Source organism: Thalassotalea sp. Y01 (assembly GCF_012932945.1).
Lineage (GTDB): Bacteria > Pseudomonadota > Gammaproteobacteria > Enterobacterales > Alteromonadaceae > Thalassotalea_A.
The window spans coordinates 297175-323588 of sequence record NZ_JABBXG010000005.1 but is presented as its reverse complement, the minus strand read 5'-3'; the positions used below and the strand labels follow the sequence as shown (position 1 = coordinate 323588).

General features: G+C 42.7%; 25 protein-coding genes. 13 read left to right on the top strand and 12 right to left on the bottom strand.

Annotation, left to right across the window (positions count from 1 at the left end):
• The first annotated feature begins 61 nt into the window (after positions 1–61).
• The 3 genes from HII16_RS09755 to HII16_RS09745 are packed head-to-tail and all read left to right on the top strand — an operon-like array spanning position 62 to position 1382.
• A complete protein-coding gene (locus HII16_RS09755; protein WP_169129685.1) occupies positions 62–619 on the top strand; it encodes a septation protein A in 558 nt (185 codons plus the stop codon).
• A complete protein-coding gene (locus HII16_RS09750; RefSeq protein ID WP_135437297.1) occupies positions 619–921 on the top strand; it encodes a YciI family protein in 303 nt (100 codons plus the stop codon). Before HII16_RS09755 ends, HII16_RS09750 begins: the two co-directional genes overlap by 1 nt.
• A gap of 29 nt (positions 922–950) precedes the next feature.
• The gene (locus tag HII16_RS09745; RefSeq protein ID WP_169129683.1) at positions 951–1382 is read left to right on the top strand and encodes a lysozyme inhibitor LprI family protein; all 432 of its coding nucleotides are present in this window, start codon (positions 951–953) and stop codon (positions 1380–1382) included.
• Between the two features lie 93 nt (positions 1383–1475).
• On the opposite strand, the gene HII16_RS09740 is transcribed toward HII16_RS09745, so the two are convergent.
• Entirely contained in the window at positions 1476–2558 is a 1083-nt protein-coding gene (locus tag HII16_RS09740) for an AI-2E family transporter (protein ID WP_169129681.1), read from the bottom strand.
• Between the two features lie 121 nt (positions 2559–2679).
• Here HII16_RS09740 and HII16_RS09735 point away from each other — a divergent pair, with 121 nt between their 5' ends.
• Positions 2680–3606 carry a TIGR01777 family oxidoreductase gene (locus HII16_RS09735; RefSeq protein ID WP_211183471.1) on the top strand — a complete coding sequence of 309 codons (927 nt, stop codon included), beginning with the start codon at positions 2680–2682 and terminating at the stop codon, positions 3604–3606.
• A gap of 28 nt (positions 3607–3634) precedes the next feature.
• Here HII16_RS09735 and HII16_RS09730 read toward each other — a convergent pair whose 3' ends face one another.
• Both HII16_RS09730 and HII16_RS09725 read right to left on the bottom strand, forming a co-directional pair.
• Positions 3635–6139 (bottom strand): FtsX-like permease family protein, encoded by a 2505-nt coding sequence (locus HII16_RS09730; RefSeq protein ID WP_248289572.1) that lies wholly within the window; start codon positions 6137–6139, stop codon positions 3635–3637.
• Positions 6139–6861 (bottom strand): ABC transporter ATP-binding protein, encoded by a 723-nt coding sequence (locus HII16_RS09725; protein ID WP_169129679.1) that lies wholly within the window; start codon positions 6859–6861, stop codon positions 6139–6141. Before HII16_RS09725 ends, HII16_RS09730 begins: the two co-directional genes overlap by 1 nt.
• Positions 6862–6922: 61 nt before the next feature.
• On the opposite strand from HII16_RS09725, the gene HII16_RS09720 reads away from it, so the two are divergent.
• The 5 genes from HII16_RS09720 to HII16_RS09700 all read left to right on the top strand — a co-directional run bounded on the left by HII16_RS09720 (position 6923) and on the right by HII16_RS09700 (position 10955).
• Positions 6923–7474, top strand: a complete 552-nt coding sequence (locus HII16_RS09720; protein WP_248289571.1) for an arylesterase — start codon at positions 6923–6925, stop codon at positions 7472–7474.
• A 198-nt stretch (positions 7475–7672) separates the two neighbouring features.
• Complete coding sequence (locus HII16_RS09715) at positions 7673–9304, top strand: ATP-binding protein (protein WP_169129675.1); 1632 nt, start codon at positions 7673–7675, stop codon at positions 9302–9304.
• Positions 9305–9389: 85 nt separating this feature from the next.
• Complete coding sequence (locus HII16_RS09710) at positions 9390–9824, top strand: hypothetical protein (protein ID WP_169129673.1); 435 nt, start codon at positions 9390–9392, stop codon at positions 9822–9824.
• Positions 9825–10273: 449 nt separating this feature from the next.
• Positions 10274–10567, top strand: coding sequence for a hypothetical protein (locus HII16_RS09705; protein ID WP_169129671.1), 294 nt, complete (start codon positions 10274–10276; stop codon positions 10565–10567).
• The gene (locus HII16_RS09700; RefSeq protein ID WP_169129669.1) at positions 10527–10955 is read left to right on the top strand and encodes a hypothetical protein; all 429 of its coding nucleotides are present in this window, start codon (positions 10527–10529) and stop codon (positions 10953–10955) included. Before HII16_RS09705 ends, HII16_RS09700 begins: the two co-directional genes overlap by 41 nt.
• Positions 10956–11583: 628 nt before the next feature.
• On the opposite strand, the gene HII16_RS09695 is transcribed toward HII16_RS09700, so the two are convergent.
• The 4 genes from HII16_RS09695 to HII16_RS09680 all read right to left on the bottom strand — a co-directional run bounded on the left by HII16_RS09695 (position 11584) and on the right by HII16_RS09680 (position 15241).
• On the bottom strand, positions 11584–12042 hold the full coding sequence (locus tag HII16_RS09695) for a hypothetical protein (protein ID WP_169129667.1): 459 nt from the start codon (positions 12040–12042) through the stop codon (positions 11584–11586).
• Positions 12043–12158: 116 nt separating this feature from the next.
• Positions 12159–13526, bottom strand: a complete 1368-nt coding sequence (locus tag HII16_RS09690; protein ID WP_169129665.1) for an SLC13 family permease — start codon at positions 13524–13526, stop codon at positions 12159–12161.
• 42 nt (positions 13527–13568) lie between these two features.
• Positions 13569–14609, bottom strand: coding sequence for a beta-N-acetylhexosaminidase (nagZ, locus tag HII16_RS09685; RefSeq protein WP_248289570.1), 1041 nt, complete (start codon positions 14607–14609; stop codon positions 13569–13571).
• Between the two features lie 2 nt (positions 14610–14611).
• Positions 14612–15241, bottom strand: coding sequence for a TetR/AcrR family transcriptional regulator (locus HII16_RS09680; RefSeq protein WP_135437305.1), 630 nt, complete (start codon positions 15239–15241; stop codon positions 14612–14614).
• A gap of 460 nt (positions 15242–15701) precedes the next feature.
• Between HII16_RS09680 and HII16_RS09675 the strand changes: the two genes are divergently transcribed.
• Positions 15702–17558 carry a M2 family metallopeptidase gene (locus HII16_RS09675; protein WP_169129663.1) on the top strand — a complete coding sequence of 619 codons (1857 nt, stop codon included), beginning with the start codon at positions 15702–15704 and terminating at the stop codon, positions 17556–17558.
• Positions 17559–17739: 181 nt separating this feature from the next.
• Positions 17740–17955 (top strand): hypothetical protein, encoded by a 216-nt coding sequence (locus HII16_RS09670; protein ID WP_169129661.1) that lies wholly within the window; start codon positions 17740–17742, stop codon positions 17953–17955.
• Between the two features lie 189 nt (positions 17956–18144).
• On the opposite strand, the gene HII16_RS09665 is transcribed toward HII16_RS09670, so the two are convergent.
• Both HII16_RS09665 and upp read right to left on the bottom strand, forming a co-directional pair.
• On the bottom strand, positions 18145–18510 hold the full coding sequence (locus HII16_RS09665; protein WP_169129659.1) for a hypothetical protein: 366 nt from the start codon (positions 18508–18510) through the stop codon (positions 18145–18147).
• A 638-nt stretch (positions 18511–19148) separates the two neighbouring features.
• On the bottom strand, positions 19149–19775 hold the full coding sequence (gene upp, locus HII16_RS09660) for a uracil phosphoribosyltransferase (RefSeq protein ID WP_169129657.1): 627 nt from the start codon (positions 19773–19775) through the stop codon (positions 19149–19151).
• A gap of 376 nt (positions 19776–20151) precedes the next feature.
• Between upp and HII16_RS09655 the strand changes: the two genes are divergently transcribed.
• Positions 20152–20553, top strand: a complete 402-nt coding sequence (locus HII16_RS09655; protein ID WP_169129655.1) for a DUF6524 family protein — start codon at positions 20152–20154, stop codon at positions 20551–20553.
• Between the two features lie 85 nt (positions 20554–20638).
• Here the strand turns inward: HII16_RS09655 and HII16_RS09650 are convergent, their stop codons facing one another.
• On the bottom strand, positions 20639–21280 hold the full coding sequence (locus HII16_RS09650; protein ID WP_211183484.1) for an MBL fold metallo-hydrolase: 642 nt from the start codon (positions 21278–21280) through the stop codon (positions 20639–20641).
• Positions 21281–21555: 275 nt separating this feature from the next.
• On the opposite strand from HII16_RS09650, the gene HII16_RS09645 reads away from it, so the two are divergent.
• Complete coding sequence (locus tag HII16_RS09645) at positions 21556–22893, top strand: sodium-dependent transporter (RefSeq protein ID WP_169129651.1); 1338 nt, start codon at positions 21556–21558, stop codon at positions 22891–22893.
• 27 nt (positions 22894–22920) lie between these two features.
• Here the strand turns inward: HII16_RS09645 and HII16_RS09640 are convergent, their stop codons facing one another.
• On the bottom strand, positions 22921–24234 hold the full coding sequence (locus tag HII16_RS09640) for a DNA recombination protein RmuC (protein WP_169129649.1): 1314 nt from the start codon (positions 24232–24234) through the stop codon (positions 22921–22923).
• A 148-nt stretch (positions 24235–24382) separates the two neighbouring features.
• Entirely contained in the window at positions 24383–26407 is a 2025-nt protein-coding gene (locus HII16_RS09635; protein WP_169129647.1) for a S9 family peptidase, read from the bottom strand.
• Positions 26408–26414 lie beyond the last annotated feature (7 nt).

The following is a 26414-nucleotide window of genomic DNA, read 5'->3' as shown; positions in this document are numbered from 1 at the left end:
CAAGAAAATCACCAATTATGTATCGACTGAAATTTTATTTTTTTACGACAATGACAATACTATGGCATTACTAGAATACATTCCCTTAATTATATTTTTCATCTTTTATAAAACTCACGATATTTTCGTCGCGACCGGTGCGTTGATTGTTGCTACCGTCATCCATATGGCATTTTTAAAGATTAAAAAGCACCCGATCCCAAATCGACAATGGGTCATATTCGCGCTTATTGTTGGCTTCGGTAGCCTAACGATTATCTTTAATGATGATACCTTCATTAAGTGGAAAGTATCGATTATTAATAGCCTATTCGCCGTGGCCTTGCTAGTTGGTAAATACGTTTTTAACAAGAACTTACTGCAAAGTTTTCTTGGTGAGCAATTTCAATTGCCTGAAAGCGTATGGACTAAATTCAACCTTGCATGGGTTGGTTTTTTCATTGTCTGCGCTGTTTCAAACTGGTACGTCGCGTTTAACTACGACCAACAAACTTGGGTCAATTTCAAGGTGTTTGGCCTAACCGCAATGACCTTTATCTTTGCCATTGTATCGGTGATATCAGTATTTAAATATTTACCAGAAGACGATGAAAGCAGCCCGCAAAAGGACAAAGAATAATGTGGTACATGATTTACAGTGAAGATGTTGATAATTCGCTGCAAAAACGTTTGTCCGTGCGCGATAAACATCTCGCACGTTTGCAACAATTGCAAGATCAAGGTCGGCTTCTAATTGCTGGGCCGTTGCCAGCCATAGACAGTGACGACCCAGGTCAGTCAGGTTTTACCGGTTCGCTTTTGGTCATCGACTTTGATTCATTAGACGCAGCTAAAGCTTGGGCTGATGCCGATCCGTACATTGCTGCCGGCGTATACAAAAACGTCACCGTAAAACCCTTCAAAAAAGTGTTGGGTGTGTAGCTCATCAGATAGTTCGTTAGGAGCCAGATATGCAATATAAGTTACTGTCTGGCGCCTGCATTATTTGCCTATTATGTGCCGTGGGCTTGTTGCCCTACTCGCCTCAATCGATTGCCAAACCCGCTTTAAATAACCACGAGTGTGACGCTCACAGTAACAGCCAAGTTGCCTTGTCTGAATGCCTCGATGTGTACATCAAAACGTTAGATAACCAGTATCAAGATTTACTCATCACCTTAGAGAAACAAGTCAAAGAACTTGCCAGTATCACCGGTCGCGACGATGCCGTTATAGCCATGCATCAAGCTAATCAGGCGTTTAGCGGATACCGGCTAAAACAATGTCAATTGCACTATCAGTTAATGGCACCAGGCAGTGGTGCAGGCATTGAATATAAACGTTGTTATATTCGGCTTACTCAGGCACGGATGAGTACCTTACAAACGCAGCTATCAAACTAATAAAATATGATTGTAGAATGGCCAAAGCGAGCTAGTCTCTCGCTTTGCGTTTACTTTATATGTTGTTTTACCTATTGCTTTGTAACCTACATTTTAGCTCGGTTCATTGTCAGGTTTTAGCTCATTTTCAGGCTTTAACTTATCTTCAACTTCATCTTCGTCACCAAGCATCACCGCTAACCATTTGCCCTCTTCTGAGCTTTCCAAGGCAATTTTAATGATCATGGTTAAGGGCACGGACAACAACATACCGACGGTGCCAAGTAACCAGCCCCAAAATATCAATGACAAGAACACCACAAGGGTCGATAAACCCAGGCCTTTACCTAAAAACCTAGGTTCAACCATGTTGCCTATCACCGTATTGATTACCATGTAGCCTGCACCTATGGCTAATGCCACACTTGGGTCAAACTGAACAAATGCTAATAACACCGCCGGAACCGCCGCAATAATAGAACCAATATTTGGAATATAGTTAAACAGGAAAGCCAAGACTCCCCAAAGAATAAAGAAATCTAATCCGATAACCCAAAGCATCACCGAAACCAATGTTCCGGTTAATAAACTGACCCAGGTTTTTATCGCCACGTATTGATTTACTGACGTAAGAAAACGGTCAATTCGCTCTATTTTCATCTCTGGGTCTTTCAACGCCAAATGCAATTTCCCAGAGATACTTGATGCTTCAAATAACATAAACACCACAGTCAGTAAGATCAAAAACACATTGGCCATGATGCCACCAAAGCCAGATAGCATATCGGCAGCAAAGCCCATCGCCGCACTGGGATCAAGATACTGTACCAACAACTTTGATGAGACATTGATATTGTAGTCTGCGAGTTTGTCTATTAAGCCAGCGAATTTTTGTGTAATTTGAGCTTTGTATTCAGGCATTAATAACGACAATTCATTTAATGAATTGCCAATCAAGCCGGCCAAAGTCATACCTATACCAACGAATAAGGCGATGATCAGCACAATAGCCAAAGCCTTGGGCACCTTATATTGCTCAGCCTTGGTGACCAGTGGGTTGCACATAATGGCAATAAATACAGAGAGTAAAAACGGGATAAGGATATTACTGGCGGTTTTAATGCCTGCCATGATGACAACAAGGCAGGTTAATATTAACAGTACGCGCACCGCACCAGTATGCTTTATAGTAGTCATGTTGATAACTTAACTAGTTATTTTTTAGTATGTTTTTACCTTAACAAAGTTCGCTTAAAAGGTATATGAGCGGTGCTAAAAATGTTCCTATCGTCTACACTTAAAGCAATACAGATTTTCTTTGAGTGAAAACAACGATTCAGTGAAACGCATACTACTAACAGGTGGTACCGGCTTGATCGGATCCGCATTTATCAAGAAATATCAGCACAAATATCAATTTGATGTGCTGACCCGGCAGCGTGTCTCGGTTAACTGCCTATTTAAAAAAGATGAGAACATTCAACTACTGCATGGCATACGTGGTCTCGATGATCTCAATGATTACGACGCGGTTATAAACCTAGCTGGTGAACCCATCGCCGAAAAGCGCTGGAGCTTGCAACAAAAACGTAATATCTGCCATAGTCGCTGGAATTTAACCCATCGCTTATCAAAACGCTTAAACAATTCATCGTCTCCTCCAAGGGTCTTTATCTCAGGCTCGGCGATTGGTTATTATGGACGACAAAATTCGGTCGAGATTGATGAAAGCTTCGATGAATGCTATCAAGAATTTACCCATCGTGTTTGCAAAGTTTGGGAACAAAAAGCCCTACTAAGCCATGCAAAAACTCGGGTTTGTTTATTGCGAACCGGCATTGTTTTGGATAAAAACCATGGCGCTTTGAAAAAAATGTTATTGCCTTACAAGATGGGCTTAGGCGGTCGTTTCGCCACCGGCCATCAATATATGTCTTGGATCCATATTGATGATATGGTGCGTGCCATCGAGTTTGTACTCAATCATCCCCACTGCCAAGGCAGCTACAACTTAACTGCGCCAAACCCAGTAACCAATGCCGAATTCAGTGCCACACTCGCGAAAATTTTGAATCGACCTAATGTGGCTACAATGCCAGGTTTTGTTTTACGTTTACTGTTTGGAGAGATGGCAGATTTATTTTTATTTGGGCAAAAAGTTATTCCCAAAAAATTAACGGATGCTGAATTTATGTTTCAGCATCCGCAATTAGAAGAAGCGCTTAACGACTTGTTAGCACCTTAGCCACTATAAAAGCTGGCTAAAAAAATCACTATAAAGTACGACGAATTAGCGTCACGCTCGATAAGTTCATTAACCGGTAACAACTGATCAACCCCATCAAGCCAACAAACGCCGCGCCACTGACAATACCAAGCAACCAGTATTCGAAATGCCAATTAGGTTGCATATCAAATACTCGCTGTTGCACCACATGCACGGCAACTTCCATGCCCCAGCTCGCGAGCAATCCGGCAATCGCACCTAACACGACAAACTCCAATAGTGTTGCCGCCTTTAATAAACTTCCTCGCGCGCCTAAGGTACGCAATATAGCCAGTTCACGTTCGCGTTCTTCCATGCTCGCTTGTACTTGTGCAATCAACACTAGCCCCCCTGCGACAAGCACCAAGATCAAAATAAACTCGACCGCCAAAGAGACTTGTTCAATCACATCGCGTAATTGCGTTAGCATCGCCTCAACATCAATCACACTGATGGTTGGGTATTGACTTAAAAAACGCTGCATTTCGCGTTTTTTATCATGAGGAACATGGATCGAGGCAATATACGTTGCTGGGAATTGATCCAACACAGCATCCGAAAAAATCATATAGAAGTTCGGCTGCATGGTTTGCCAATTCACTTCACGAATACTGGTGACCGGTACGGTGACGTTTTGTGCACCAATTTGAAAGCTAATGGTATCACCAATGTTTAGCTTTAAGCGCTCAGCAACACGGGATTCAACCGACACCTGTGCCTTTTTTTCAGCGTCGACAAACCAGTCACCTTCGATGATCTTATTTTCTTTGGGTAATTGATTATGCCAGGTCAAATTCAATTCACGGCCAATGCCTTGGCGACCACGATCAGAACCATCTTGCTCTTCTTTTGACGCTTCTTTACTGACGGTTTCTTCATTAATCGCCGTGAGCCGACCTCTAACGATTGGGTACAGGTTGCTGGCACTCATATTATGCTCAGCCAAAAACTGTTCAACATTGCCGACTTGTTGCTTATTGATATTCACCAAAAATTGATTTGGCGTATCGACAGGCAATTGACCTTGCCACTCATCAAGCAAATCGTTGCGAACAACCAGCATCAACAGCAATAACTTGATGGCTACGGTAAAGCTGATCAGTTGCACATTGTTTTGTTTGCCTCTGCGTTTCAAGTTAGCCATAGCCAAGTGCATGCCTTGACCTGCCTGAGAGCCAATTTTTCGACCAACACTAACCAACATGCTACCGAGTAACAACACAATAGCAATGGCGATAGCGCCGCCAACCATCAAGGCTAAGGTAAGCACCACATCTCGACTAAACAGCCACAACAACAAGAATACCGCGACCAATGGCGGAATATTACCGAGCCAGCCGCGGCGTTTATCAAAACTGGTAAAGCCACGAATAACCGATAATACAGGTGTCGAAATTAACGACTGCATTGGTGTAATAGCAAACGCAAACGCACAGATAACACCGGTAAATACGGCAACCGCAAATGGGTATATGCCTAGTTCACTGCTGCCATAAGGCAAATAATCACCGATAAAAAACAAACCGATGCCAAGTATCAATGCTCCAAGTAACAGGCCGCTGATAATAGAGAACAGCGCTAAAGAGCTCCAATGCAACAAATACAATTTGCGAATATGAGACAGTGATGCGCCCATGGCTTTAAACACTGCCACCATAGGTTGGTGACGTTGCCCGTAACGTCGCGCGGCAACACTGACGGCAACGCTTGCCAAGATGATGCCCAACATGCTGCCTAAGGCCAAATATTTTTCGGCTCGGTTCAAGGCTCTCGCAAGAGGAGATTGTTGAGATTTAATGTCATACCAACGCTGGGTTTCTAATACCTGCGGTTTCACCCACTCTTCAAATGACTCAATGACCGAGTCTTCACCGGCAAATAAATAACGATAGGTTAAGCGGGAGCCGGGTTGCACGACTTGTGTTTGTTCAACGTCGGTAAAACTCATCAATACCCTTGGACCTTGGGTAAAGACAGAAAATGAGGTATCAGGCTCCTGAAAGATGGTGGCGCTAATGGTAAATGTTGCGACGCCGATTTCCAGGCTATCCCCCACATTTAAGCTCATTTTTTCCAATAAGCTTGGCGCAACCCATACGGTGCCTGATTGCGGTTGGTTGCCAACTATACGTTGATGGTTGTTATCAATTAATAGCTCCCCACGCAATGGGTATTGTTCAGTCACCGCTTTCACTGATGCCAGTAACATTTCATCATCAGAGAACACCATAGATGAGAACAACAACACACTGGCCTGTCCTAATCCTTGCTGCTGCGCTTCGTTTAATATGGCTTGGTCAACAGGACGACTAGATTGCAACACCCTGTCCGAGGCGATAAAGCTGTTGCTCTTGCTAATCAACGCTGAACGAATTTGATCACTAAACCCTGAAAGGGAAAATACCGTAGCAACCGCCAAAATGATCGCAAAACAGATAATGGTCAGTTCGCCACGTCTCAGTTCGTGCTTAAATAAGCGCAATGAATGCCGCATCCACATAGGCATCGTCATTATACCACCTCAGCGATTGCCGCTTGCTGACTGACAAATTCACCGGCGTGCATGGTGAGTTGTCGCTGGCAACGTTGCGCTAAATCGGTGTCATGGGTAACTAGCACTAATGTTGTGCCCTGTTGTTTGTTTAGTTCAAACAATAACTGATTAATGGTTTCACCAGTATTAGCATCTAGGTTACCGGTTGGCTCATCAGCAAACAAAATATCAGGTTTGCTGATAAAGGCACGGGCAATGGCGACACGCTGCTGCTCACCGCCGGATAATTGACTTGGATAATGTTCAAAACGGTCACCAAGACCTACACGAGTAAGCATCGCTTCTGCTTTTTCTCGTGCTTGAGTATCGCCAGCCAGCTCTGCTGGCAGCATGACATTTTCTAACGCGGTTAAACTGGAGATCAATAAGAACGATTGGAAAATAAAGCCCACATGTTGGGCACGAACTTGACTGCGTTGCTCTTCATCGTATTGATGCAACGGTAAGCCTTTTAAATAAATTTCACCGTCGCTTGGCACATCAAGACCGGCCATCAATGATAGCAAAGTCGTTTTACCTGAGCCGGATGCGCCGATAATTGCTAAGCTTTCACCAGACTTGACTTGCAGGTCAATTGTTCGCAAGATGGTCAGCACATTATCTTGACCCTTGGTCGCGGCTGTTGTCACTTTTTTACTGACTGCGCGGCATTCTAGAATAATTTCGGAATCTTTATTCATGCTTAAAAAATTGTCCCTGTTTCTTGTCATATTACTTACTGTTACGTTAAGCCAAAAGGTTTTGGCTCACAATACTATTTTACTACTAGGTGATAGCCTAAGTGCAAGTTACGGCATGGAAGAAAAACAGGGGTGGGTTTATCTTCTCAATCAACAACTCGAAAGCGAAAAAGCCACTTATCGTATTAAAAACGCCAGCATCAGTGGTGAGACTACAGAAGGCGGTCTATCTAGGATTGACGCTATTTTAGAGCAAAATAAAGTTGATATATTGTTAATTGAGTTGGGCGGCAATGATGGCCTACGAGGCTTCCCACCAAAGCTCATAAAAAACAACTTGTTACAAATAATATCAAAAGCTAAGGCTAAAAATGTACAGGTTTTATTATCGAAAGTAAAAATTCCACCTAATTATGGCCCGCGCTATAACCAAATGTTTGAACAAGTGTTTATCGATGTCGCCAAGCAATCTGAGGTCACTTTACTGGAATTTTTTATCGAAAAAGTCGCCACCGATCCAAGTATGATGCAAGCCGATGGCATTCACCCAAACTCAAAAGCGCAGCCAATATTGGCCGATGAAATGAAAAGTATGTTGGACGCGAATATATAATTTTATATTAACTAAGGGCTAAGGGCTTGTGTATTAGCGGGTAACAAAAAAGCACAACAACTTAGCTTAGTTTTACATCCTTGCCTTAACTTTGCTCAAACGTCCAAAATAATAGTCAAAATGATAACAAGTCATGTCATCAACGGCGATATTATGGCAATATTAATGAAAAACAAACCCGTGATAATTTAAGCCCTAATGTCAGATCCTCATCACATTTTTGATATCATCAGTAAACATATTGATGCGTTTAGTTTTCAGCACCAAATTGAAGGCAGCCATGATCACCTATTTATGTCGGTGCTCGATGCGATCGACTCAATCATTTTTGTAAAAGATGTTGATGGTAAACATTTGTTTGTTAATCGCGCCTACGAAGTAGAGACCGGTATAAATCGCCAACAAGTTATAGGCAAAACCGATGCGGACATTTTCAGTTTTGATGAGAAAACCCGTGATCATATTATCAATACCGATAAAAAACTAATTAAAAACGCTGAAACCATTAAAATTGAAGAAGAAATACGTGTCAAAGATGGCAGTCTGTCTTGGTTTTTAACCACCAAGGCAGCGATCACCGATCGAGATAATAAAGTTATCGCCCTAGCCGGCTCGGCGACCAATATCTCCAAGCAAAAGCGATTAGAGCAAGAACTTCTCAAAGCGAACCGAGAAAAGACCGAATTTTTAGCGCAGCTAAGTCATGAAATACGCACACCGTTAAATGCCATTTCAGGGCTTGCCGAGATCACCCAAAATGAATTTCAGCAAGTACAAGCGTCGATTGAATCATCAGACAATGCTAACTCGACACTTGCCAGTCAGGGATACCACGGAGTATTCCGTTACATTGATGACATTGCCGAAACAACAGAGCATTTATCGACGGTCATTGAAGATATCCTTGATGCCACTAACTTTGAAATTAACGCACTAACCTTAAATGAAAAGGTATTTAATTTAGGTTATACCTTCGAGCAATTGCAAAAAGTAGTCGCAACCATCAATCGAAAAAATGATGTAAACGTAAAATTTACCTCGTTAACCCCTATCGATTACTATTTATTGGGTGACGAAAGTAAACTATTCCAAGTCATTATAAATCTGATCAACAACGCCATTAAATTTACCGAACAAGGTGAAATCAACATTACCTTCAGTTGCGAAGGTGAAAAAGATAACGTTCAACTTAATGTGTGTGTGACCGATACTGGTGTCGGTATCGCCAAGTCAGAGCAAGATAAAATCTTCGACGCATTTTATCAATCAGATCAAAGCGAACGCCACTTTGGCTCAGGTATAGGCTTATCGGTTGCCAGTCGTATTATCGACAAAATGGGCGGAAAGCTGAGTGTTGATAGCGACATTGGTCAGGGCAGTCGCTTTAGTTTCAAGCTAAGTTTTGCTCAGAAAAACGCGCCAAGCTCAGCGCACAGAATCTGTGAACGTCAGCGTTTTCAAGGTAAGAAAGCCTTAGTCGTTGATGATTTAGAAATGAATATCGTGGTACCTAGTTACTTTCTTAACAACCTTAATTTTGATGTTATGAGTGCACAAAGCGGTGAACAAGCGATAAAGCTTTGTCATCAACATCAATTCGATATCATTCTTACGGATCTGCGCATGCCAGGCATGAATGGTCTGGAAACCGCCAAGAAAATAAAGGCCGACAATCGCAATTCCAGCACACCGATCATTGCCGTTAGCGCTAATCTTTCAATGACCGACAAGCTCGAGTGCTTGTCCGCTGGTATTTGTGATGCTTTGGCTAAACCGCTAAAAGCCAATGATTTAACGGCCTTGATAAACAAGTACTTTCCTAAAGCCTAATTATGGCGCTAAGCCATTGACTGCATTAGCCATTTCACGGGTAATACGATAAGCTAAGATTATCCTTTACCAGCTGGAATTGCTTATGAATGATACCTTACACCCTGCGCCGAAATGGTTCGCTCCTGTTGCCGTTGTAGCCCTGATCTGGAATTTAATGGGCGTCATGGCCTATTTGATGGGCCCAGTCAATAATGCTGACGTTATGTCCAGTCTTTCTGATGCGCAACAAGCATTTTATCAAACCATGCCAACGTGGGCTATGACTGCCTTTGCCATCGCCGTATTTGCCGGCAGCTTAGGCTGTTTAATGCTCGCTCTGCGCAAACGACTGGCGATTATTTTATTGTTGCTCAGTTTACTTGGCGTGATTGTGCAAAACGTACATACGTTTATGCTCAATGATGGCGTCGCTATCTTTGGACAATCAGCGATGGTCATGCCTTTATTGGTGATCATTATTGCCGTCGCCCTATTGTATTTGGCTAAACACGCCAATCAAAAAAACTGGCTCGACTAATATTACATGAGCTAGCAAGACTATAACCACCTAGCAATATTTATCCCCGCTAAATCGACGGTATTTACAGGACTAGGTTGGTAAGGCTAGTTTGGCGAATCTAGCTATACATTTTTGCGCTATTATCAAAAGTGCATTATTAATTAACTGTATTACTAATTAACGTAATATTTAAACGAGATAACTGGAATAAATGCCTCAATAACTTTTTAGATAAGAAAACACCAGTCGTTATAAAACCGAGCGTCATTGCATCTGAATTAAAGTGATGGTTGGGCCAAAGGTTTGTAAGGTATTAAAGAAGAGTATTCTTGTGAAAAATACTATCAAAAAAATTAGTATTGGCTTACTCGCATCAATGATGCATTAGCTTTGCTTGTGCAGCAGAGAAATCCAATTCTAAAGATCTCGCACAAGAGATTGCCACCCCCTTAACGACGATGGTTATCGTGCCTATTCAAATAGAGTACAACGACAATATCGGCCCTGAGGATGATGGAACCAGAACCACGATATTTGTCCAACCAATCATTCCTATTGAGCTTAATGAATATTGGAACTTAATAACACGTACTATTTTGCCAATTATTAAGCAGGACGATATTTTCCCAGGTGCGGGATCACAAAGCGGTATTGGTGATGTCTCTGAAAGCTTATTCTTTTCGCCCACTAAGCCAACCGACAATGGTTGGATCATGGGTTATGGGTTATGGACCGTATGTTCAGCTAGATACCGCAAGTGATGACTATTTAGGTTTTGACGAGCACGGTATCGGTGGTTCTTTTATCGCATTGACCGTCGATGGCCCTCGCACTTATGGTTTCCTAGCCACTCAGTATTATTCTGCTGAAGGAAGTATCGGTGACAGTTACAGTAATTTTTTTATTCAACCGTTTTATGATTACACCACCGAAGCTGCGATGACAATTGAATTGACCTCTGAGTCCAATTACAACTGGAATGAAGATCAATGGTCAATCCCTTTAACGATAACCGCTTCACAATATTTCGAAGTCAGCGGCCAACCCATTTTAATTGGTGGAGGTTTTAAATATTGGCTTGAATCTGCGCCAGGTGATCCCGAAGGATTGTCATTGAACTTAAATTTGTATTTGCTGTTTCCTAAATAGCGCACATTTTGTTTCAAGGGGTCAGATCACTTGTTTCAAGGGGTCAGATCACTTGAAACTAATAGTTTCCGCTTTGTGCCATTTGGAGTCGTTCATATATAGAAAGAATTCACCGTCATCCCATCATGCCTTTGGATGGGATCTCCCTTCGTTTCGAGGTGGCTTTGAGGGGCCGTTTTGTGCCATGAACTGCCGTTCAATGTAACTTATTAAACAATCAGTGTTAGCAAAATAAAAGTTGTCACAGAAATCAATAAAACTTTAAGTGATACAGGTAACTTTAATGGATTCGCTTTCTTTTTCTGCGATGCTTTTTCAAACTCCTTGAATTTGTCTTTTTGAAAAATTATCTGATAAGCACCATAAATAAAAGTGAACAATATCACTACTGATGTTAGAAAAATTGAGGTCGAATTCACAGAGCCAAAGCTTGTTACACCAACCCAATAAGATATTTCAGACTCTGATGTTGATTGAAGTATCTGATAACCGAGAGCGACAGTTAATAATAAAAATATCACGAATATTTTTATCAGAAATATAGTCGTTAACTTCTTATGGTTTTTAGACAATGCCACTACTAAGTTCCATTTTGATTATAGTAACCTGCTATCGCTCACTTGAGCCTTTAAGGAAATATTACTTTCCCATCTTTATCAAAGTGATGCGTAGGTATTTTTAAATTCATATCGCTATCACTTTTCGAATTAAATAGCCTGCCAGTAAAGTCATATTCTAAACCAAAACACTCATCCAACAAGCCACCATTTTCATGAACGTTTCGATATTCTATTGCCGCCTTACCTTTAGGTTTGAAACTAATAAAGCACCCTTTCGGTGTGACACAATCAAAAATAAAAAATTCTTCATTTTGGGAGCGAAGTGAAGCGTCTGATTCAGCGTACTTTTCTTTTAAATGCTTAATATCTTCGGGTGTTCTTCGGTATACACATATATTAACATCGTTAAATACCGTTCTTACTAATTGCCCATGAGGTAATTTAGGGGCGTTAAGAGAGTTCTCAGCAGCTACGTTCGAGCTTAAAAAGACCGTCGCTGATAATGCCGTCCATAGTAATTTTTTCATGTAACTCCCTCTTGATTTCAACGTCCGAGTATCGCTCAAACCGGACGTCACCTTCCGCCACTTTAAAAATATACTGTTGAAACTATGCTCGCTATAGAGCCATGTCATTGTCTTGCTTAAAGCAATAAATAGCAGATAAATGCCACCAGCATGGCAACCACAAAACTTAATATCGCCCCTTCTCTCACCATCTGGCCTATAGTAATTTTGCCTGTGCCATAGGCAATCGCATTTGGCGCCGTTGCCACCGGCAACATAAAGGCACAACTGGCACATATGGCTGCTGGGATCATAAATACTTTGGCATCAAAACCGGCAGAGAGAGCCGCCACAGCCAGTACTGGCATCAACAAGGTCGCCGTCGCTGTGTTACTGGTGATTTCGGTTAGATAAGTAACCACCCAGCAAATCAGCAACAACATTACAAGCAATGGAAGATGCGCTAACGAGGCAAGCCAGGTTCCCAGCATATCGGATAAACCTGAGGCAACAAAACCTTTGGCAATAACAATACCACCAGCAAACAACAATAGCATATCCCAAGGGATTTTCTTCGCCGTCTTCCAATCAAGCAAACGGCCTCCTTTGCCATTACTGATAGCAAACATCAGTACCACAGCGGCTAAAGCGACAGTGCTATCGCCGATACCTGCACCGTCTATAAGACCGCTCCAGCCACCAAACGGCTCTTTTCGAAAAATCCAGGCCAAGGCAGTCAAACCAAACACCCACAAAGTACGGGATTCTTCAATGCGCCACGCCCCTGGTTTTGGCAAGGTAATGGATTCATTGAGTTTCAAGCCGCGAGTTAACCAAACCGCCATTAACGGTACCGCCAAGAACACTACTGGTACACCAATTTTCATCCATTCTAAGAAACCAAATTCCTGACCGGTATGCTCTTCATAGATGCCGGCGAAGATTACATTAGGCGGTGTACCGATTAAGGTTCCCACGCCACCTACACTTGATGCGTAAGCAACACCAAGTATTAACGCTATCTTTAGGCGTTCATTATCAACGTGAGCCAATAAGGCCATGGCCATTGGCAACATAATCAATACCGTTGCGGTATTTGAAATCCACATGCTTAATATGGCGCTGGTTAACATAAACCCTAATACCAAACGACGTGCGCTAGACACGCCAATAAGGTTTACCATGTACACCGCCAATCGCTCATGCGCCCCGCTCTTTTCCAACGCTTTCGACAGCATAAAGGCGCCCATAAGCAATAGGATCACATGGGAGCCTAATGCCGATGCCGCGCCTTTGTGATCAAGCACGCCAAAGATAGGAAGCAATGCAAATGGAATAAGCGATGTCGCAGGAATAGGCAGTGCTTCAGTAACCCAAAATACCACGGTCAATAACGTGATCGCCGCGGTGACAGACGCTTCATGGGTTAAGCCGGTGCTGAGTAAGCTAAAGTAACAGAGCAGCGCCAATAAAGGCGCAATAAGTAACACTAGTCTGGATTTCATTGGTTTGTTTTTAATTATTTTTATATTTATCGGTGCCAACGGTTAAACCATTGCATTAAATGCCTGTAACTGTTGTCGACATGATTGCCATACAGCATCATCACCAAGTGATGACCACGGACGAGGTGTTGTATTTAACATCAGCTGAATTCGTTGCACTGACATAAGGTCGGAAGCATTGATACTCGCTTGCTCAATGGCTGCAATTGCACCTTGGCGATTATTACACACCAACAGCATATCACAACCCGCCGTCGCTGCCGCTTCACAGCGTTCGACAAAACCACCGACACCTGTAGCGCCTTGCATTGATAGATCATCACTAAACAGCACGCCATCAAAGCCCATTTGTTGGCGTAAAATATCCTGTAACCAGAGACGCGAAAAACCAACAGGGTGTTGATCAACGTTTGGGTAAATCACATGCGCAGGCATCATCGCATCAAGCATGCCTTTGTCATTGAGCTGCTCAAAGGTTTGAATATCCTTGGCAAATATTTGTTGTTTACTGCGCTTGTCAATCGGCATGGCAATATGTGAGTCTTCTTTAACGCTGCCGTGGCCTGGAAAGTGTTTCCCTGTGGCTTTCATACCGGCTAGATGCATGCCAACAATAAATGCATCGCCAAGTGCGTTAACTATGGCGGGATCGCGATGAAAACCGCGGTCACCGATCACTTCAGATACATCATCAAGATCTAACACCGGCGCAAAAGAGATATCGATACCGCTCGCTTGTACCTCGCGGGCCATCAAATATCCCATCGCTTGAGCAAACTGTTGAGATTTTTGCAGCGCTTCAGCTTGATCACAAATTTGTGCAAAGCTTGGAAAAATTTTTCCCATCGCAGGGATAGCTGAAAAGTCCTGTCGAAAGCGTTGTACCCTGCCGCCCTCTTGGTCCACGGCAATCAATAACTTGGGGTTAACCTGCTTTATGGCACGGGTTAACTGACATAACTGCTCGATGTCAGTGAAATTTCGGGAAAACAAAATAAGGCCACCAACTTTAGGGTGCGCCAAAATGTCTTTGTCTTCAGCGTTTAGCTCAACGCCGTCAACATCAACCATCAATAATGCCATGTTTAATCTCGGGTAATCGGAGCGCCAACACCTGACGCGACGTAAGGAATAATGCGTTTTATTACACCTGCCACATCAACTTTATTGCCAAAATCATTATCGGCGATATCGATCAATGCAGCAGACGATGACATGGTGAAAACCACGGTGCCCATTGTGAAATGCAGACGCCAGAATATTTCTTCACGGGTCAACTCTGGATAGGCTTTTTCAACCGCAATAACAAAATTATCGATGATGTGCGGGTAATTGGTGGTAATAAACCAACGTAAAAAGCCCTGACTATCGATATAGCTTCGTCCCAATAACTGTAAGAAGATACTGGTGCCGTTCTCACGAAACTCATTCAATGATAACAACGGTTCAACAAATGCCTCAAACACGTCATTCAATGACGGCTTAGGGGTTTGTTGGTTTACCGCATTCAATGACGCCACTAAAGGTGGATTCAGCTCATCGAGATAGCGTTTCATTAACGCTTTAATCAATTCTTTTTTAGAACCAAAATGATAATTGACCGCGGCCAGATTTACCTCTGCTTCACTGGTGATCTCTCGTAGCGAAGTTGATGTAAAGCCTTTATCAGCGAACAGGATTTCAGCTGCATTTAATATTTTTGTTTTCGTATCCATGGGTGCGCTTATTCTGTTATTTAATTTGTGAAACGACCACTAGCGGCCTAATTCAAACACCTGTTTAAAATGACAGGAAGCACTATTTCTGTCAAGTTTTATGTGCGCCTATCCGAGCTTAAAACACGATATGCTTTTTTCTATCAGGCAAGCAAAATTCAATTGAAAAAAATCGTACAAATATTAAGCAAAAATATACACAGCAACCATACTTAGTAAATCAGTGTTAAATCTGGTTTTAAATAACCGAACACGTTCTCCCTGGACCCAATGGCTCGATCTGTCAATATTGCCAATGGGTCTTTTTTTGTGCCTAACGCTTTAACCTCCATCACCATTATCCTATACTCATTGCGTCTAATAAAAATAGCTTGGCGTCCCGCTTCTACTATGACCACCAATGGGTTATCAACAATAACTCACCGAGATGACCAAGCATAACGAAAACATCAGGATACCTATGAAATTAATCAAAAGTTCTCTGGCGATAGTCATCGCTTCAGCACTTGCAACTACTGCATGTTCTGACGACACCGATAAAGTTGTAAGCAAAGCACCTATCGCTGCAAAAGCCGACCAATCAACCCAAGCAGACACCTTGCAACCTGTGGCAGAATTCCTTGTCGAAACCGAACAAGAAATGACGCGTTTAATTAATGAATCGTCGAAAATTGAATGGGTTTACCAAAATTTTATTACTGAAGATACCGCTGCATTAGCGGCGAGCGCAGGTAAAGAGTACTCTGAAGCAGGCGTGCGTTTTGCCTTACAAGCGGCTAAATATGATGGTCAACAAGTAAGCGCTGAGCAACGTCGAAAACTTGATATTTTAAAACAAGCGTTGGTTTTACCGGCACCTCAAGACTCTAAGAAAAGTGCCGAGTTGGCGAAAATCGCCTCAGATTTAGGCGGCATGTATGGTAAAGGTACGTACACCAACGAGGCAGGCGAAACATTCAATTTAGGTCAACTTTCAAAAGTGTTAGCAGAGTCCCGAGACTATGACGCACTGCTTGAAGCATGGCGCGGTTGGCGCACCGTAAGCCCAGAGATGAAACCATTGTTTGAACGTGAAGTCAAACTCGCTAATGAAGGTGCTCAAGGCTTAGGTTATAGCGATTTAGGCGCGATGTGGCGTTCAAATTATGATATGCCAGCTGACGAGTTCGGCCAAGAACTTGATCGCCTTTGGGGCCAAGTCAAACCACTTTACGATGCCTTGCATTGTCACGTACGCGCCAAATTAGGTGAACATTATGGTGAAGACAAAGTTCCTCAAGGTGGACCAATTCCAGCACATTTATTGGGTAATATGTGGGCACAAAGCTGGGGCAATGTTTACGATTTGGTCGCACCTGAAAACGCCGATCCAGGTTATGATGTCACTCAACAATTGCTTAAGCACAATTACAGCGAATTGGATATGGTCAAAGGCGCGGAGAACTTTTTCACGTCGCTAGGTTTTGCGCCACTACCAGACACATTCTGGCAACGTTCACTGTTTACCAAACCACAAGATAGAGACGTGGTATGTCACGCGTCAGCTTGGAATCTAGATTCGCAAGACGACATCCGAATCAAGATGTGTATCCAAAAAACAGGTGAAGAGTTTTCTACTATCCATCATGAGTTAGGTCATAACGTCTATCAACGCGCCTACAAAGTTCAATCCGTGCTATTTCAAAACAGTGCCAATGACGGATTTCATGAAGCTATTGGTGATACCATCGCTTTATCTGTAACCCCAGCCTATTTAAAAGAAATTGGATTAATTGATACCGTACCGGATGCCTCAAAAGACATCGGCTTATTAATGAAAATGGCGCTTGAGAAAGTGGCCTTTATTCCATTTGGTTTATTGGTTGATCAGTGGCGCTGGAAAGTATTTAACGGTGAAGTTACAGCTGAAAACTACAACACCGCATGGTGGCAATTACGTCAACAGTATCAAGGTGTTGGTGCACCAATTGCACGTGCTGCTGACGATTTTGATCCAGGTGCCAAGTACCATGTACCAGGGAACGTGCCATATTCACGTTATTTCTTGGCCCATATTCTTCAATTTGAATTCCATAAAGCGTTATGTGAAGTGGCCGGTTATGAAGGCCCTATCAACCGTTGTTCTATTTACAACAACAAGGAAGCCGGTGCTAAATTGAATCAAGTATTGGAAATGGGCTCTAGCCAGCCTTGGCAACAAGCGCATAAAATCTTAACCGGTAGTGAGCAAATGGATGCCAGCGCCATTTTAGACTACTTTGCTCCACTAAAAGCATGGTTAGACCAACAAAACCAAGGGCGTCAATGTGGTTTCTAAGCTAATCTAATCGTTTGATTATTTTTATCTAATCAAAAGGTGCCCTTTGGCGCCTTTTTTGTTGTCCTAATATATTGACTTCACGTCAGTCTATTTCACACTTAGTAGGTAACACCTCATCATTTGGGTTTGTCAGGATGACGAACCTTTGGCGATAAAACACCATGACAAGGAGGTCTGAATGACCAACACTAGCGAAGCAAAAATAACACACACAGCGACATCTAAACCTGCAGCCAAGACAATGACTCTTTTGAGCGAACATCAATGCCATATAATTGCTGGTGGTTTTAGCGGTAGCAGCTATACTGTGCCGCAACCAGATAGTCCTGAACTCGATGGCAGTCAGTTAGAAGACACGAATAAATTATCCGGTGACATGCGTGGTCGTCATTAATATCGCGCGTTAGGTAGATGTTTATATCCATAAAAAAGCGCAGCTGATGCTGCGCTTTTTATTTTGATTATGTATCGCTTGTCTTGCCATTCAGGTTTATTTACAAAGACGTTATTTGCAAACAAGACTTTAATGAAACTGAACAGTTAAGTTTTCAAGCGATATACCACCTAATTCGATGGCCGTCCTTTAAATTTCGTGGACAGGATGCAATTCAGGAAGATCCAATTCAAACACGGCTTTTTGTTGAGCTAGCTCAAAACGCCAGTTCTCTTTAATATGCTGTTGTGTTTGCACATCTTCAAAGTCATGAAAAGACTGATAGCCAAAGCCTACTTGCACTGTGCCTTGGTTTTGTTGGATATCGGCTGAGTCAACGTTGAAACTGTCCATGTCAACGACAGCCTTAGGACAAAATTGGTTAGACACACGCGCTAAACGCTCAACAAAATCGTCTTTTAAAGACAAAAGTTGTTGGCAAATCACATCACTTACCGTGTTCTTACAGTTTACATCGTGACCTGATAGGTCAATTTCGACTCGCATTTTATCCATTATGGTTTTCCCCAAACATAATTCAATTGTTGCATTATTAGCTAGCGCTATTTATAGATTCGCTCGTTATTTATTTTCTCGAGCGTTTATTGGCTACACGGCGATCCTAACATTGTTTTAACGGCCAATGGAATGGCGAATGAAAACTTTCATAAAACAGATCATTTATCTATCCGTTCACAATTAATTACACTGCAGGTCAGATAAAACCTGATGAAAACCTGATTTTTCTCTATAAGAATTTTATTATAAATCGAAGAAACAAACACTTAGCTGACAATAAAAAGCTTTTAGATTCCTCGCAATATCCATGTCCAGTTTTTAGCAATCTATGCCTACAATTAAAAGTGTTCAAAAGGAGAGGAAGAAACATGACCAAACGTATCTTAATTACCGTATCTGTTGTGTGTGCCTTCGTGGCGTGTTATTCCCTGGAAAGTGCGTTTGTTTCCTCGGTTGTTGGACTAGGAGGTTAAAGGATAGACCACTTCATCTTTCATCAAAGTTCACTGCAACGTGCTAGTTGCAATTAAGTTAACTTAGAGCAGGTATTCCCTGCTCTTTTTTTGTCTGGATTTTATTGCACGCTTGGTGCTGAGAGATGTTTAGGTATGACTAGATGTCGTATGTCGAAAATACTATTTGGTACCAAAGATCTTATCGCCCGCATCACCGAGCCCTGGCAAGATATAGCCATCCTCATTGAGTTTGTCATCAATTGCAGCAGTATAAAGCTCTACATCGGGGTGATGTTGCAGCAAAGCATCTATGCCTTCTGGCGCGGCAACTAAGACTAAGGCAATGATTTTGCGGCACCCACGTTGCTTAAGCAGATCAATCGTTGCCACCATAGAGCCACCCGTCGCTAACATAGGGTCAATAACCAAAGCAACGCGTTCATCAATCTCGCCGGCAAGCTTCTCGAAATAAAACACAGGCTCTAACGTTTCTTCGTTACGATACATGCCTACCACGGAAATTCGAGCATTAGGAATAAGTTTTAATACGCCATCCATCATGCCTAGACCCGCTCGAAGAATCGGCACCACGGTGACTTTTTTGCCTCGAATTTGGTCGACCTCTATCGGCCCATTCCAACTCTCAATCTTGGTTTTTTCTAAGGCAAAATTTTTGCATGCCTCGTATGTAAGTAAGCAACCAACTTCCGATGCTAGCTCACGAAAGTCCCTAGTACTGATGCCATCACATCGCATCAAGCCAAGTTTATGGCGGATCAATGGGTGATCAACTTCAACAACGGTCATTTGCTTTGTCCCTTTTTTACACGCGAATATCTTTCAGTATGGTAGAAAAGCAGTGAGGATCAACGCCTGCATTAAGAAAGCGCTTACAGTTACTGAATGAGCTTGCTAAATCTAAACCCAAGATGATACGGCAACACATTGATAATATACACTTTCAGCACAAGAAAAGAATAGCAAAACATATTTAACCGACGAGCTAGATTAATAGCTCACCCAAGCTAGATGGTCAGTTACCAATAACAACTTTAAAAATCTGAACTAAACTCTTAGTAGCTTTTAGCAACTTTATCTATTTTAGTCGCTTTGTATGTTTGCAAGGCTATTTAAGCCCGCTAACGCTTAACACCATAGCCAACAGAAAGATGAGAGACATTCAATGAAAGAAATCACCCCCCAAGGTGTCGGTATACGCTTCATATTTGCCTTAATATTGGTTTTATTGACCTATAACCCGAGTGGCTTTTCGTTTGTCCATTGGGCGGCAAACGCGGGCTTTGCACCGTTGGTTTTACTGGCCGGTGTGGCGTTATTGATTGGTTGGATCATTTATATTCGAGCGACCCTGCGCTCTCTTGGTACGATTGGTCTAATTTTAGCTGCGGTATTTTTTGGCGCCTTGGTATGGCTATTTATCTCCTGGGGCTGGATCAGCTTACAAGAAGCCGGTGGCTTTACCTGGGTAATATTAATCATATTGGCAGCGATTCTAGCCATAGGTATGTCGTGGTCGCACATTCGTCGCCGTATGTCAGGGCAAATGGATACTGACGACGTATAACTTACTAACTGAATACATGACCGTTAACCATATTCACAATACTTGCCTGATCGTCTAGGTGTTGTGTCACTGTTGACACTTGATTTTAACCTACAGAATCACCAACAAAGGGGTTACTGCGACGCTCTTCGCCAAACGTGCCCATAGGACCATGTCCAGGTATAAAGCGAACATCATCACCAAGTGGCCATAGTTTGGTTTTAATGGCGTTGATCAACGTGGCGTGATCGCCTTTTGGAAAGTCGGTGCGACCAATTGAGCCTTTAAATAAAACATCGCCTACTTGCGCAAGTTTGCTGTCCCGGTGAAAGAAAATCACATGGCCGGGGGTATGCCCAGGGCAAAAATAAACTTCAAGGGTTTCCTCGCCGACCGTTACTGTATCGCCTTCTTCCAGCCAGCGATTAGTGCTAAACACACGAGCGCCAGGAAAACCAAATTGCTGAATCTGCTGCTCAAAAATATCAATCCAAAATTGATCGTCGCGATGAGGCCCCTCAATCGGAAGGTTTAATGTGTCGGCAATATCTTGCGTGCCGCCAGCGTGATCAACATGGGAATGGGTTAATAATAGTTTGCTCAGTGTTATTCCCAATGCGCTCACTTCTGCGAGCAGGCATTCCGTTTCACCACCAGGGTCAATAATGGCTCCTTGCATGGTTTGGTCGCACCAAATAATGGTGGCATTTTGCATGAATGGCGTAACAGGAACGATTTTATATTGCAGCATAATCTATATTTCTAGCAGTTATATTTCAGGTTTACTTTTAGCTGTCGATATACAATGAGTGCATTACAGCCAATTAACGGCAAACATGATAATAAGCCGCTTTCGCGCTGACCAGCACTTTTTACTTCGCAACAGCAAATTTTACTATCTGCGCATATTTTCAACAATTGAAGCCGGTTTATTTGCAAAGCATTAAGTTTTGCTTGCCTATTGGCGTTAAATTGTGTGTTATTGACAACTGCTTTATTACAATAACAAAAATAATTTTCATTATGTCAGTAACTAGAGATTCATTTCATTCAAGAATAGGCTTTGTCCTTGCGGCAGCCGGCTCAGCTATCGGTCTAGGTAATGTATGGGGTTTTCCGACGCAAGCAGCAAACAATGGCGGTGGCGCCTTTGTCTTGGTTTACCTAATCGTAACCGTACTCCTGGCGTTTCCGGCTCTATTTGCGGAAATATATTTGGGTAACCAAGCGCAAAAAAACCCGGTTGGTGCGTTAGAAGATGCCTGTCAGGACGTGTCTAAACGATTAGGCCGTTACGCCGGCTTATTTGGCTTACTTGGCGCCATCTTAATGCTAAGCTTTTATTCCATTGTTGCCGGTTGGATGTTGTCGCACGCTCTGTCTCCGTTAATGTCATTGCTGGGTTTTGATAGTGCCGCTGCGTGGCTAGCCGATTCTAGTGTTGCTCGTAACTTGGCGTTTACGCCTATTTTTATTGTGCTCAGTGCGCTAATCATTAATCGTGGTGTTCACAGCGGTATTGAACGTTGGTCATCACGTTTGATGCCGGTACTGTTTGTGTTATTGATAGGTCTGATCATATATATTCTACAGCAACCGGGTGCGAGCGAAGGTGTCGCCATGTACCTGACCCCTGAGTTTTCACAAATTGGCGATCCTAAATTAATCATCTCGGCCATGGGGCAAGCGTTCTTCTCCTTGTCGATTGGTGTCGGTGGCATGATGGTATATGGCTCTTATATGAAAAAAGACGCCGATATTGGAAAATTAGTGATTTCTATTGGTGCGCTAGATACTTTAATCGCTTTTTTAGCGGGTTTATTGATCATCCCAACCTTGTTTGTTGCCCAACATATGGGCCAGCAAGTGTTCATTGATGGTCAATTAATTGGTGGTCCACAACTGATATTCTCAACTTTACCTGCCCTATTTGATTCTATGGGCGACATAGGTATTTATGTGTCCTTGGTATTCTTTACACTGATGTCGATGGCAGCGCTAACATCAACCATTTCCTCAACGGAAGTACCTGTCGCCTATTTGGTTGAAGACAAAAATTATTCACGCTTTAAGTCAACATGTATTGTCTCGCTTATTGTATTGGCAGCAAGTATGACCTTAGTGTTTAACTTTGATAGCTTATTTGGCGCGGTGATCAACTGGGTAAATTCATTCCAGTTACCAATCATGGGTCTGTTCTACTTTATCGTCGTCGGATGGATTTATAAGCGCGGTAACAAGCTCGCAGATAAAGCCGTACTGGCAGAAAAGCCATGGTTAAAAATATGGGCAAACTACTTACGTTACGTCTGCCCTATCTTATTGACGATGGTTTTTATCAACGTCATTTCAAATATATAGATTGCGTTAGTAAAATTAATTGCTAACTTACGGCGCCAGATTTTCTAACATGCTGGCGCTTTTGTTGTCGCTGTCATTATCAGCCAAATCGACCTGTTCAATTTTAGTAAAGCGACTACTGATTTTATTCGCCGATGTGTGTATCTGTTTGACGTCGGTCGCTGCTTGGTCAATATGGCGAGCGAGATTATCAAATCGGTCACGAAAACGACTAAAGTCTCCACCAAGTTTGTGCAAATGCTCTTGAATGATGTGGACTTGCTGGCGGGTTGCTTCATCTTTTAACACACTGCGAACCGTGGTTAATACCGCCATTAACGTCGTTGGTGAGGTAAGCCATACGCGAGAGCGATAGGCCAACTCAACTAATTCAGGGAAATGAGCATGGATTTCAGCAAAAATCGCTTCTGCGGGTAAAAACATAATGGCGCCATCGGCGGTTTCATTGTTTATGATGTACTTGTCGCTGATGTCATTAATGTGTTTTTTAATATCCTGTTTAAATTGGTTTTGGTAGCCCTTGCGTTCGACGTCGCTGATCCCCACTTCTGTCATCTTACGATAGCTTTCCAAAGGAAACTTCGAATCAATGACGATGTTACCGGTCGGTTGTGGCAAAAATAATATACAATCGGCTATTTTACTGTTCGACAAGGTATGCTGAATAGCAAAGTGTTTTTCTGGTAGTACATTACGTATCAACGCATTCAATTGCACCTCACCAAACGCACCACGAGAGCGCTTATCGGCAAGTACTTCCTGTAAACTCACCACATTGGTCGATAGCTCAGTGATTTTACGTTGAGCATCATCAATTAGCGCCAGTCGCTTAACAATGTCATTAAAGGTTTTGGTGGTTTTATCAAAGCCTTCTGATAAACGCTTTTCAACGCCCGCTGAGATATCTTGCAAGCGTTTGTCTGTACTTTGTGTTAACTCGTTCATGCGCTTAGCCAGCACCTCAGCATTGGCCTGCATCGATTTACTGAGCTCATCGCGGTTTTGTGCGGTACTCTTTTGCAAGTGCTCAACCAATTGATTGATGGCATCTATTTGATTTTTATTAAACTGCTCTTTGTGACCAGCTAATTGCTCGGTTAAGGTCAAACGCAGCTGGGTTAATGCCTGTTGCGTCGCCGTGACAAAGGCGCTTTGTAACTGACTTTGTTGACCTGTCGCTTTATTAATTTGCTCTAACTTTTCCGCTAATATCGCGTTGTCTTTATCGCTTTGCCCTGCTTGGCTTTTTAGTTGCTTCAATTGCATCAGCACAAGCGTTAGCATGATTAGTAGCAGCACACTGGCTGCGCTGATGAGCATCAAAAACATGTCTGTCGTCATGAGGTTTTCTTCTTATCAAGTATCTGCTTACAGATACTGTTTATATTTACAGTTATTAAAGCACGAATCCAAGTTTATGAAAAGCCAATAAAAAATCCCGCCATAACTGAGCTATGACGGGATTTTATGTTTTGCTGATGAAATGACCTTATTTCAGATTCTTTTCCATCCACGCAAATACTTCGCGGTACCACTCTTTTAGGTTATCTGGTTTGCGAATATGATGATCTTCATCTGGGAACATCACCAAACGTGACTCAATACCTTTGCGTTGTAGGGTCGTAAACGCCCCTAAAGATTGACCGTACGGTACACGATAATCCAATTCACCTTGGATCACTAACATTGGCATCTTCCAGTTATCAACAAAACGTGACGGGTCAAACTTGTCGTAGTTTTCTTTAAACTGCCAATATGGACCTGAAAAGTCATGTTCTGGGAACCACAATTCTTCGGTCACATTATAAAAGCTCTTCATGTCGAACAAGCCAGCGTGGTTGATAACACAGTTAAAACCGTCTGACCAATTACCCATGATCCAGTTCATCATGTAACCACCGTATGATGCGCCTAACGCACAGGCTTTATCGCGGTTTAACCAGCTTTGTTTGTCAACGATGTAATCCATACCTTTTTGCAGGTCTTCTAGTGGTTTACCACCCCAGTCACCTGAAATTGAATCGGTAAATGCCTGACCGTAGCCAGTTGAGCCGTGAAAGTCGACCATGACCACGCCGTAACCTTGCGCTGCCCAAAGTTGTGCATTCCAACGATAGTGGAACATGTTACCAAAGCTGCCTTGAGGGCCACCGTGAACTAGGAACGCTATTGGGTATTTTTCACCCTCTTTGAAGTTTGCCGGTTTTACCCAGTAACCATGTACGTCTTCGTTGTTCCAGCCTTTGAATTTAAATTGTTCAAATTCGCCCATGCTGATGTTCGCTAACTTGTCTTTATTGACATTGGTTAACTGTTTTAAGCCATAGCCATCTTTGGCAATGCTGTAGACATCGGTTGGGTTAGCAATGTTGTGGCGAGTGAAATACAACTGATCGCCGGCAATCGATACATTACCGGCATAACCGTCGTTAAATACGGTCGTAACTTCACCAAAGTTAATGTCGATTGAAAATATTGATTGTTGGCCTAAATCTTGGGCAATGGCGATAACCGAGCGATTGTCTTGGTCAAACTGGAAGCTTGAGATTGAACGATCCCACAATGAAGCAACTTGTTTAACATCACCGCTGCGTAGGTCTTTGACGTTTAGCGTGTACTTGTCTGACTCATATACTGGTGTTTGCATTGCTTTCCATGCCAAGTACTTACCGTCAGATGAATACACTGGCATAGCATCCCAGGCTTTATTGGCTTCAGTCAGGTTACTGATTTTGTAGCTTGCTAAATCAACCTCAAAGATATCCCAGTTAGTGTGCCATGCGTGGTCAACCCCGGGTGCTTTGGCTGAAAACGCCAATTTAGCACCATCAGCGCTGAACGATATTTGTGACATACCGGCAAAGTCCGTATCCCAATCAGCCATAACATCTTTGGCTTCTGTGGTGACTTTGTTTTTGCTGATATCGGCGACAAAAATGTGCGAGTTAAAGTTATCAAGCCACACATCCCAATGACGCACCATCAGCTTGTCATAAGCTCGGGTATTGTGTTTTTTACTTTGTTCTTTGGCAATTGCTTCTTGCGTACAAGCAAAACTTTCACAACCTGGCATAACGGTAAACGCAAACGCTGCTTTGCTTTCGTCTTGGTTTAACTTGTAGCCTTCGACGTTCAGCGGAAAGTTGGTTATTTGACGCGCTTCACCACCGGTTAGTGGCAAATACCACAATTGTGATGAGCCATTGCGAGACGATAGAAAATACACGCCTTTGCCATCTTTGCTCCAATTAACAGAGCTTTCAGATGCCTTGTGAGAGGTCAGTTGGCGTACTTCGCCTGATTTCACATCGTGCAGATAAAGGTGGTTATTGCCACGTTCTTGGCCTTTTTGGATACCGTAAACCAAGGTGCTGCCATCGGGAGAGATGGACACACTGTGGACTTGATTAAGACTGTTAAGTTTATCAACGGTCAAAACCTCAGTATCCGCCATTGCTTGTGGCATCAGTGCCATCAAGGCAAGCGCTAGACTGCTATTTATTAATGTTTTCATAGTACTC

What these genes read in the sequence shown, in the direction of transcription:
- HII16_RS09715 (WP_169129675.1), top strand. Translation starts at nt 7,673, where the DNA reads ATGTCAGATCCTCATCACATTTTTGATATCATCAGTAAACATATTGAT.
- nagZ (WP_248289570.1), bottom strand. Translation starts at nt 14,609, where the DNA reads ATGGCATTATTGATGGTTGATGTTGACGGCGTTGAGCTAAACGCTGAA.
- HII16_RS09635 (WP_169129647.1), bottom strand. Translation starts at nt 26,407, where the DNA reads ATGAAAACATTAATAAATAGCAGTCTAGCGCTTGCCTTGATGGCACTG.
- HII16_RS09655 (WP_169129655.1), top strand. Translation starts at nt 20,152, where the DNA reads ATGAAAGAAATCACCCCCCAAGGTGTCGGTATACGCTTCATATTTGCC.
- HII16_RS09745 (WP_169129683.1), top strand. Translation starts at nt 951, where the DNA reads ATGCAATATAAGTTACTGTCTGGCGCCTGCATTATTTGCCTATTATGT.
- HII16_RS09750 (WP_135437297.1), top strand. Translation starts at nt 619, where the DNA reads ATGTGGTACATGATTTACAGTGAAGATGTTGATAATTCGCTGCAAAAA.
- HII16_RS09730 (WP_248289572.1), bottom strand. Translation starts at nt 6,139, where the DNA reads ATGACGATGCCTATGTGGATGCGGCATTCATTGCGCTTATTTAAGCAC.
- upp (WP_169129657.1), bottom strand. Translation starts at nt 19,775, where the DNA reads ATGACCGTTGTTGAAGTTGATCACCCATTGATCCGCCATAAACTTGGC.
- HII16_RS09670 (WP_169129661.1), top strand. Translation starts at nt 17,740, where the DNA reads ATGACCAACACTAGCGAAGCAAAAATAACACACACAGCGACATCTAAA.
- HII16_RS09640 (WP_169129649.1), bottom strand. Translation starts at nt 24,234, where the DNA reads ATGACGACAGACATGTTTTTGATGCTCATCAGCGCAGCCAGTGTGCTG.
- HII16_RS09710 (WP_169129673.1), top strand. Translation starts at nt 9,390, where the DNA reads ATGAATGATACCTTACACCCTGCGCCGAAATGGTTCGCTCCTGTTGCC.
- HII16_RS09680 (WP_135437305.1), bottom strand. Translation starts at nt 15,241, where the DNA reads ATGGATACGAAAACAAAAATATTAAATGCAGCTGAAATCCTGTTCGCT.
- HII16_RS09755 (WP_169129685.1), top strand. Translation starts at nt 62, where the DNA reads ATGGCATTACTAGAATACATTCCCTTAATTATATTTTTCATCTTTTAT.
- HII16_RS09700 (WP_169129669.1), top strand. Translation starts at nt 10,527, where the DNA reads ATGGGTTATGGACCGTATGTTCAGCTAGATACCGCAAGTGATGACTAT.
- HII16_RS09645 (WP_169129651.1), top strand. Translation starts at nt 21,556, where the DNA reads ATGTCAGTAACTAGAGATTCATTTCATTCAAGAATAGGCTTTGTCCTT.
- HII16_RS09740 (WP_169129681.1), bottom strand. Translation starts at nt 2,558, where the DNA reads ATGACTACTATAAAGCATACTGGTGCGGTGCGCGTACTGTTAATATTA.
- HII16_RS09665 (WP_169129659.1), bottom strand. Translation starts at nt 18,510, where the DNA reads ATGGATAAAATGCGAGTCGAAATTGACCTATCAGGTCACGATGTAAAC.
- HII16_RS09725 (WP_169129679.1), bottom strand. Translation starts at nt 6,861, where the DNA reads ATGAATAAAGATTCCGAAATTATTCTAGAATGCCGCGCAGTCAGTAAA.
- HII16_RS09675 (WP_169129663.1), top strand. Translation starts at nt 15,702, where the DNA reads ATGAAATTAATCAAAAGTTCTCTGGCGATAGTCATCGCTTCAGCACTT.
- HII16_RS09690 (WP_169129665.1), bottom strand. Translation starts at nt 13,526, where the DNA reads ATGAAATCCAGACTAGTGTTACTTATTGCGCCTTTATTGGCGCTGCTC.
- HII16_RS09695 (WP_169129667.1), bottom strand. Translation starts at nt 12,042, where the DNA reads ATGAAAAAATTACTATGGACGGCATTATCAGCGACGGTCTTTTTAAGC.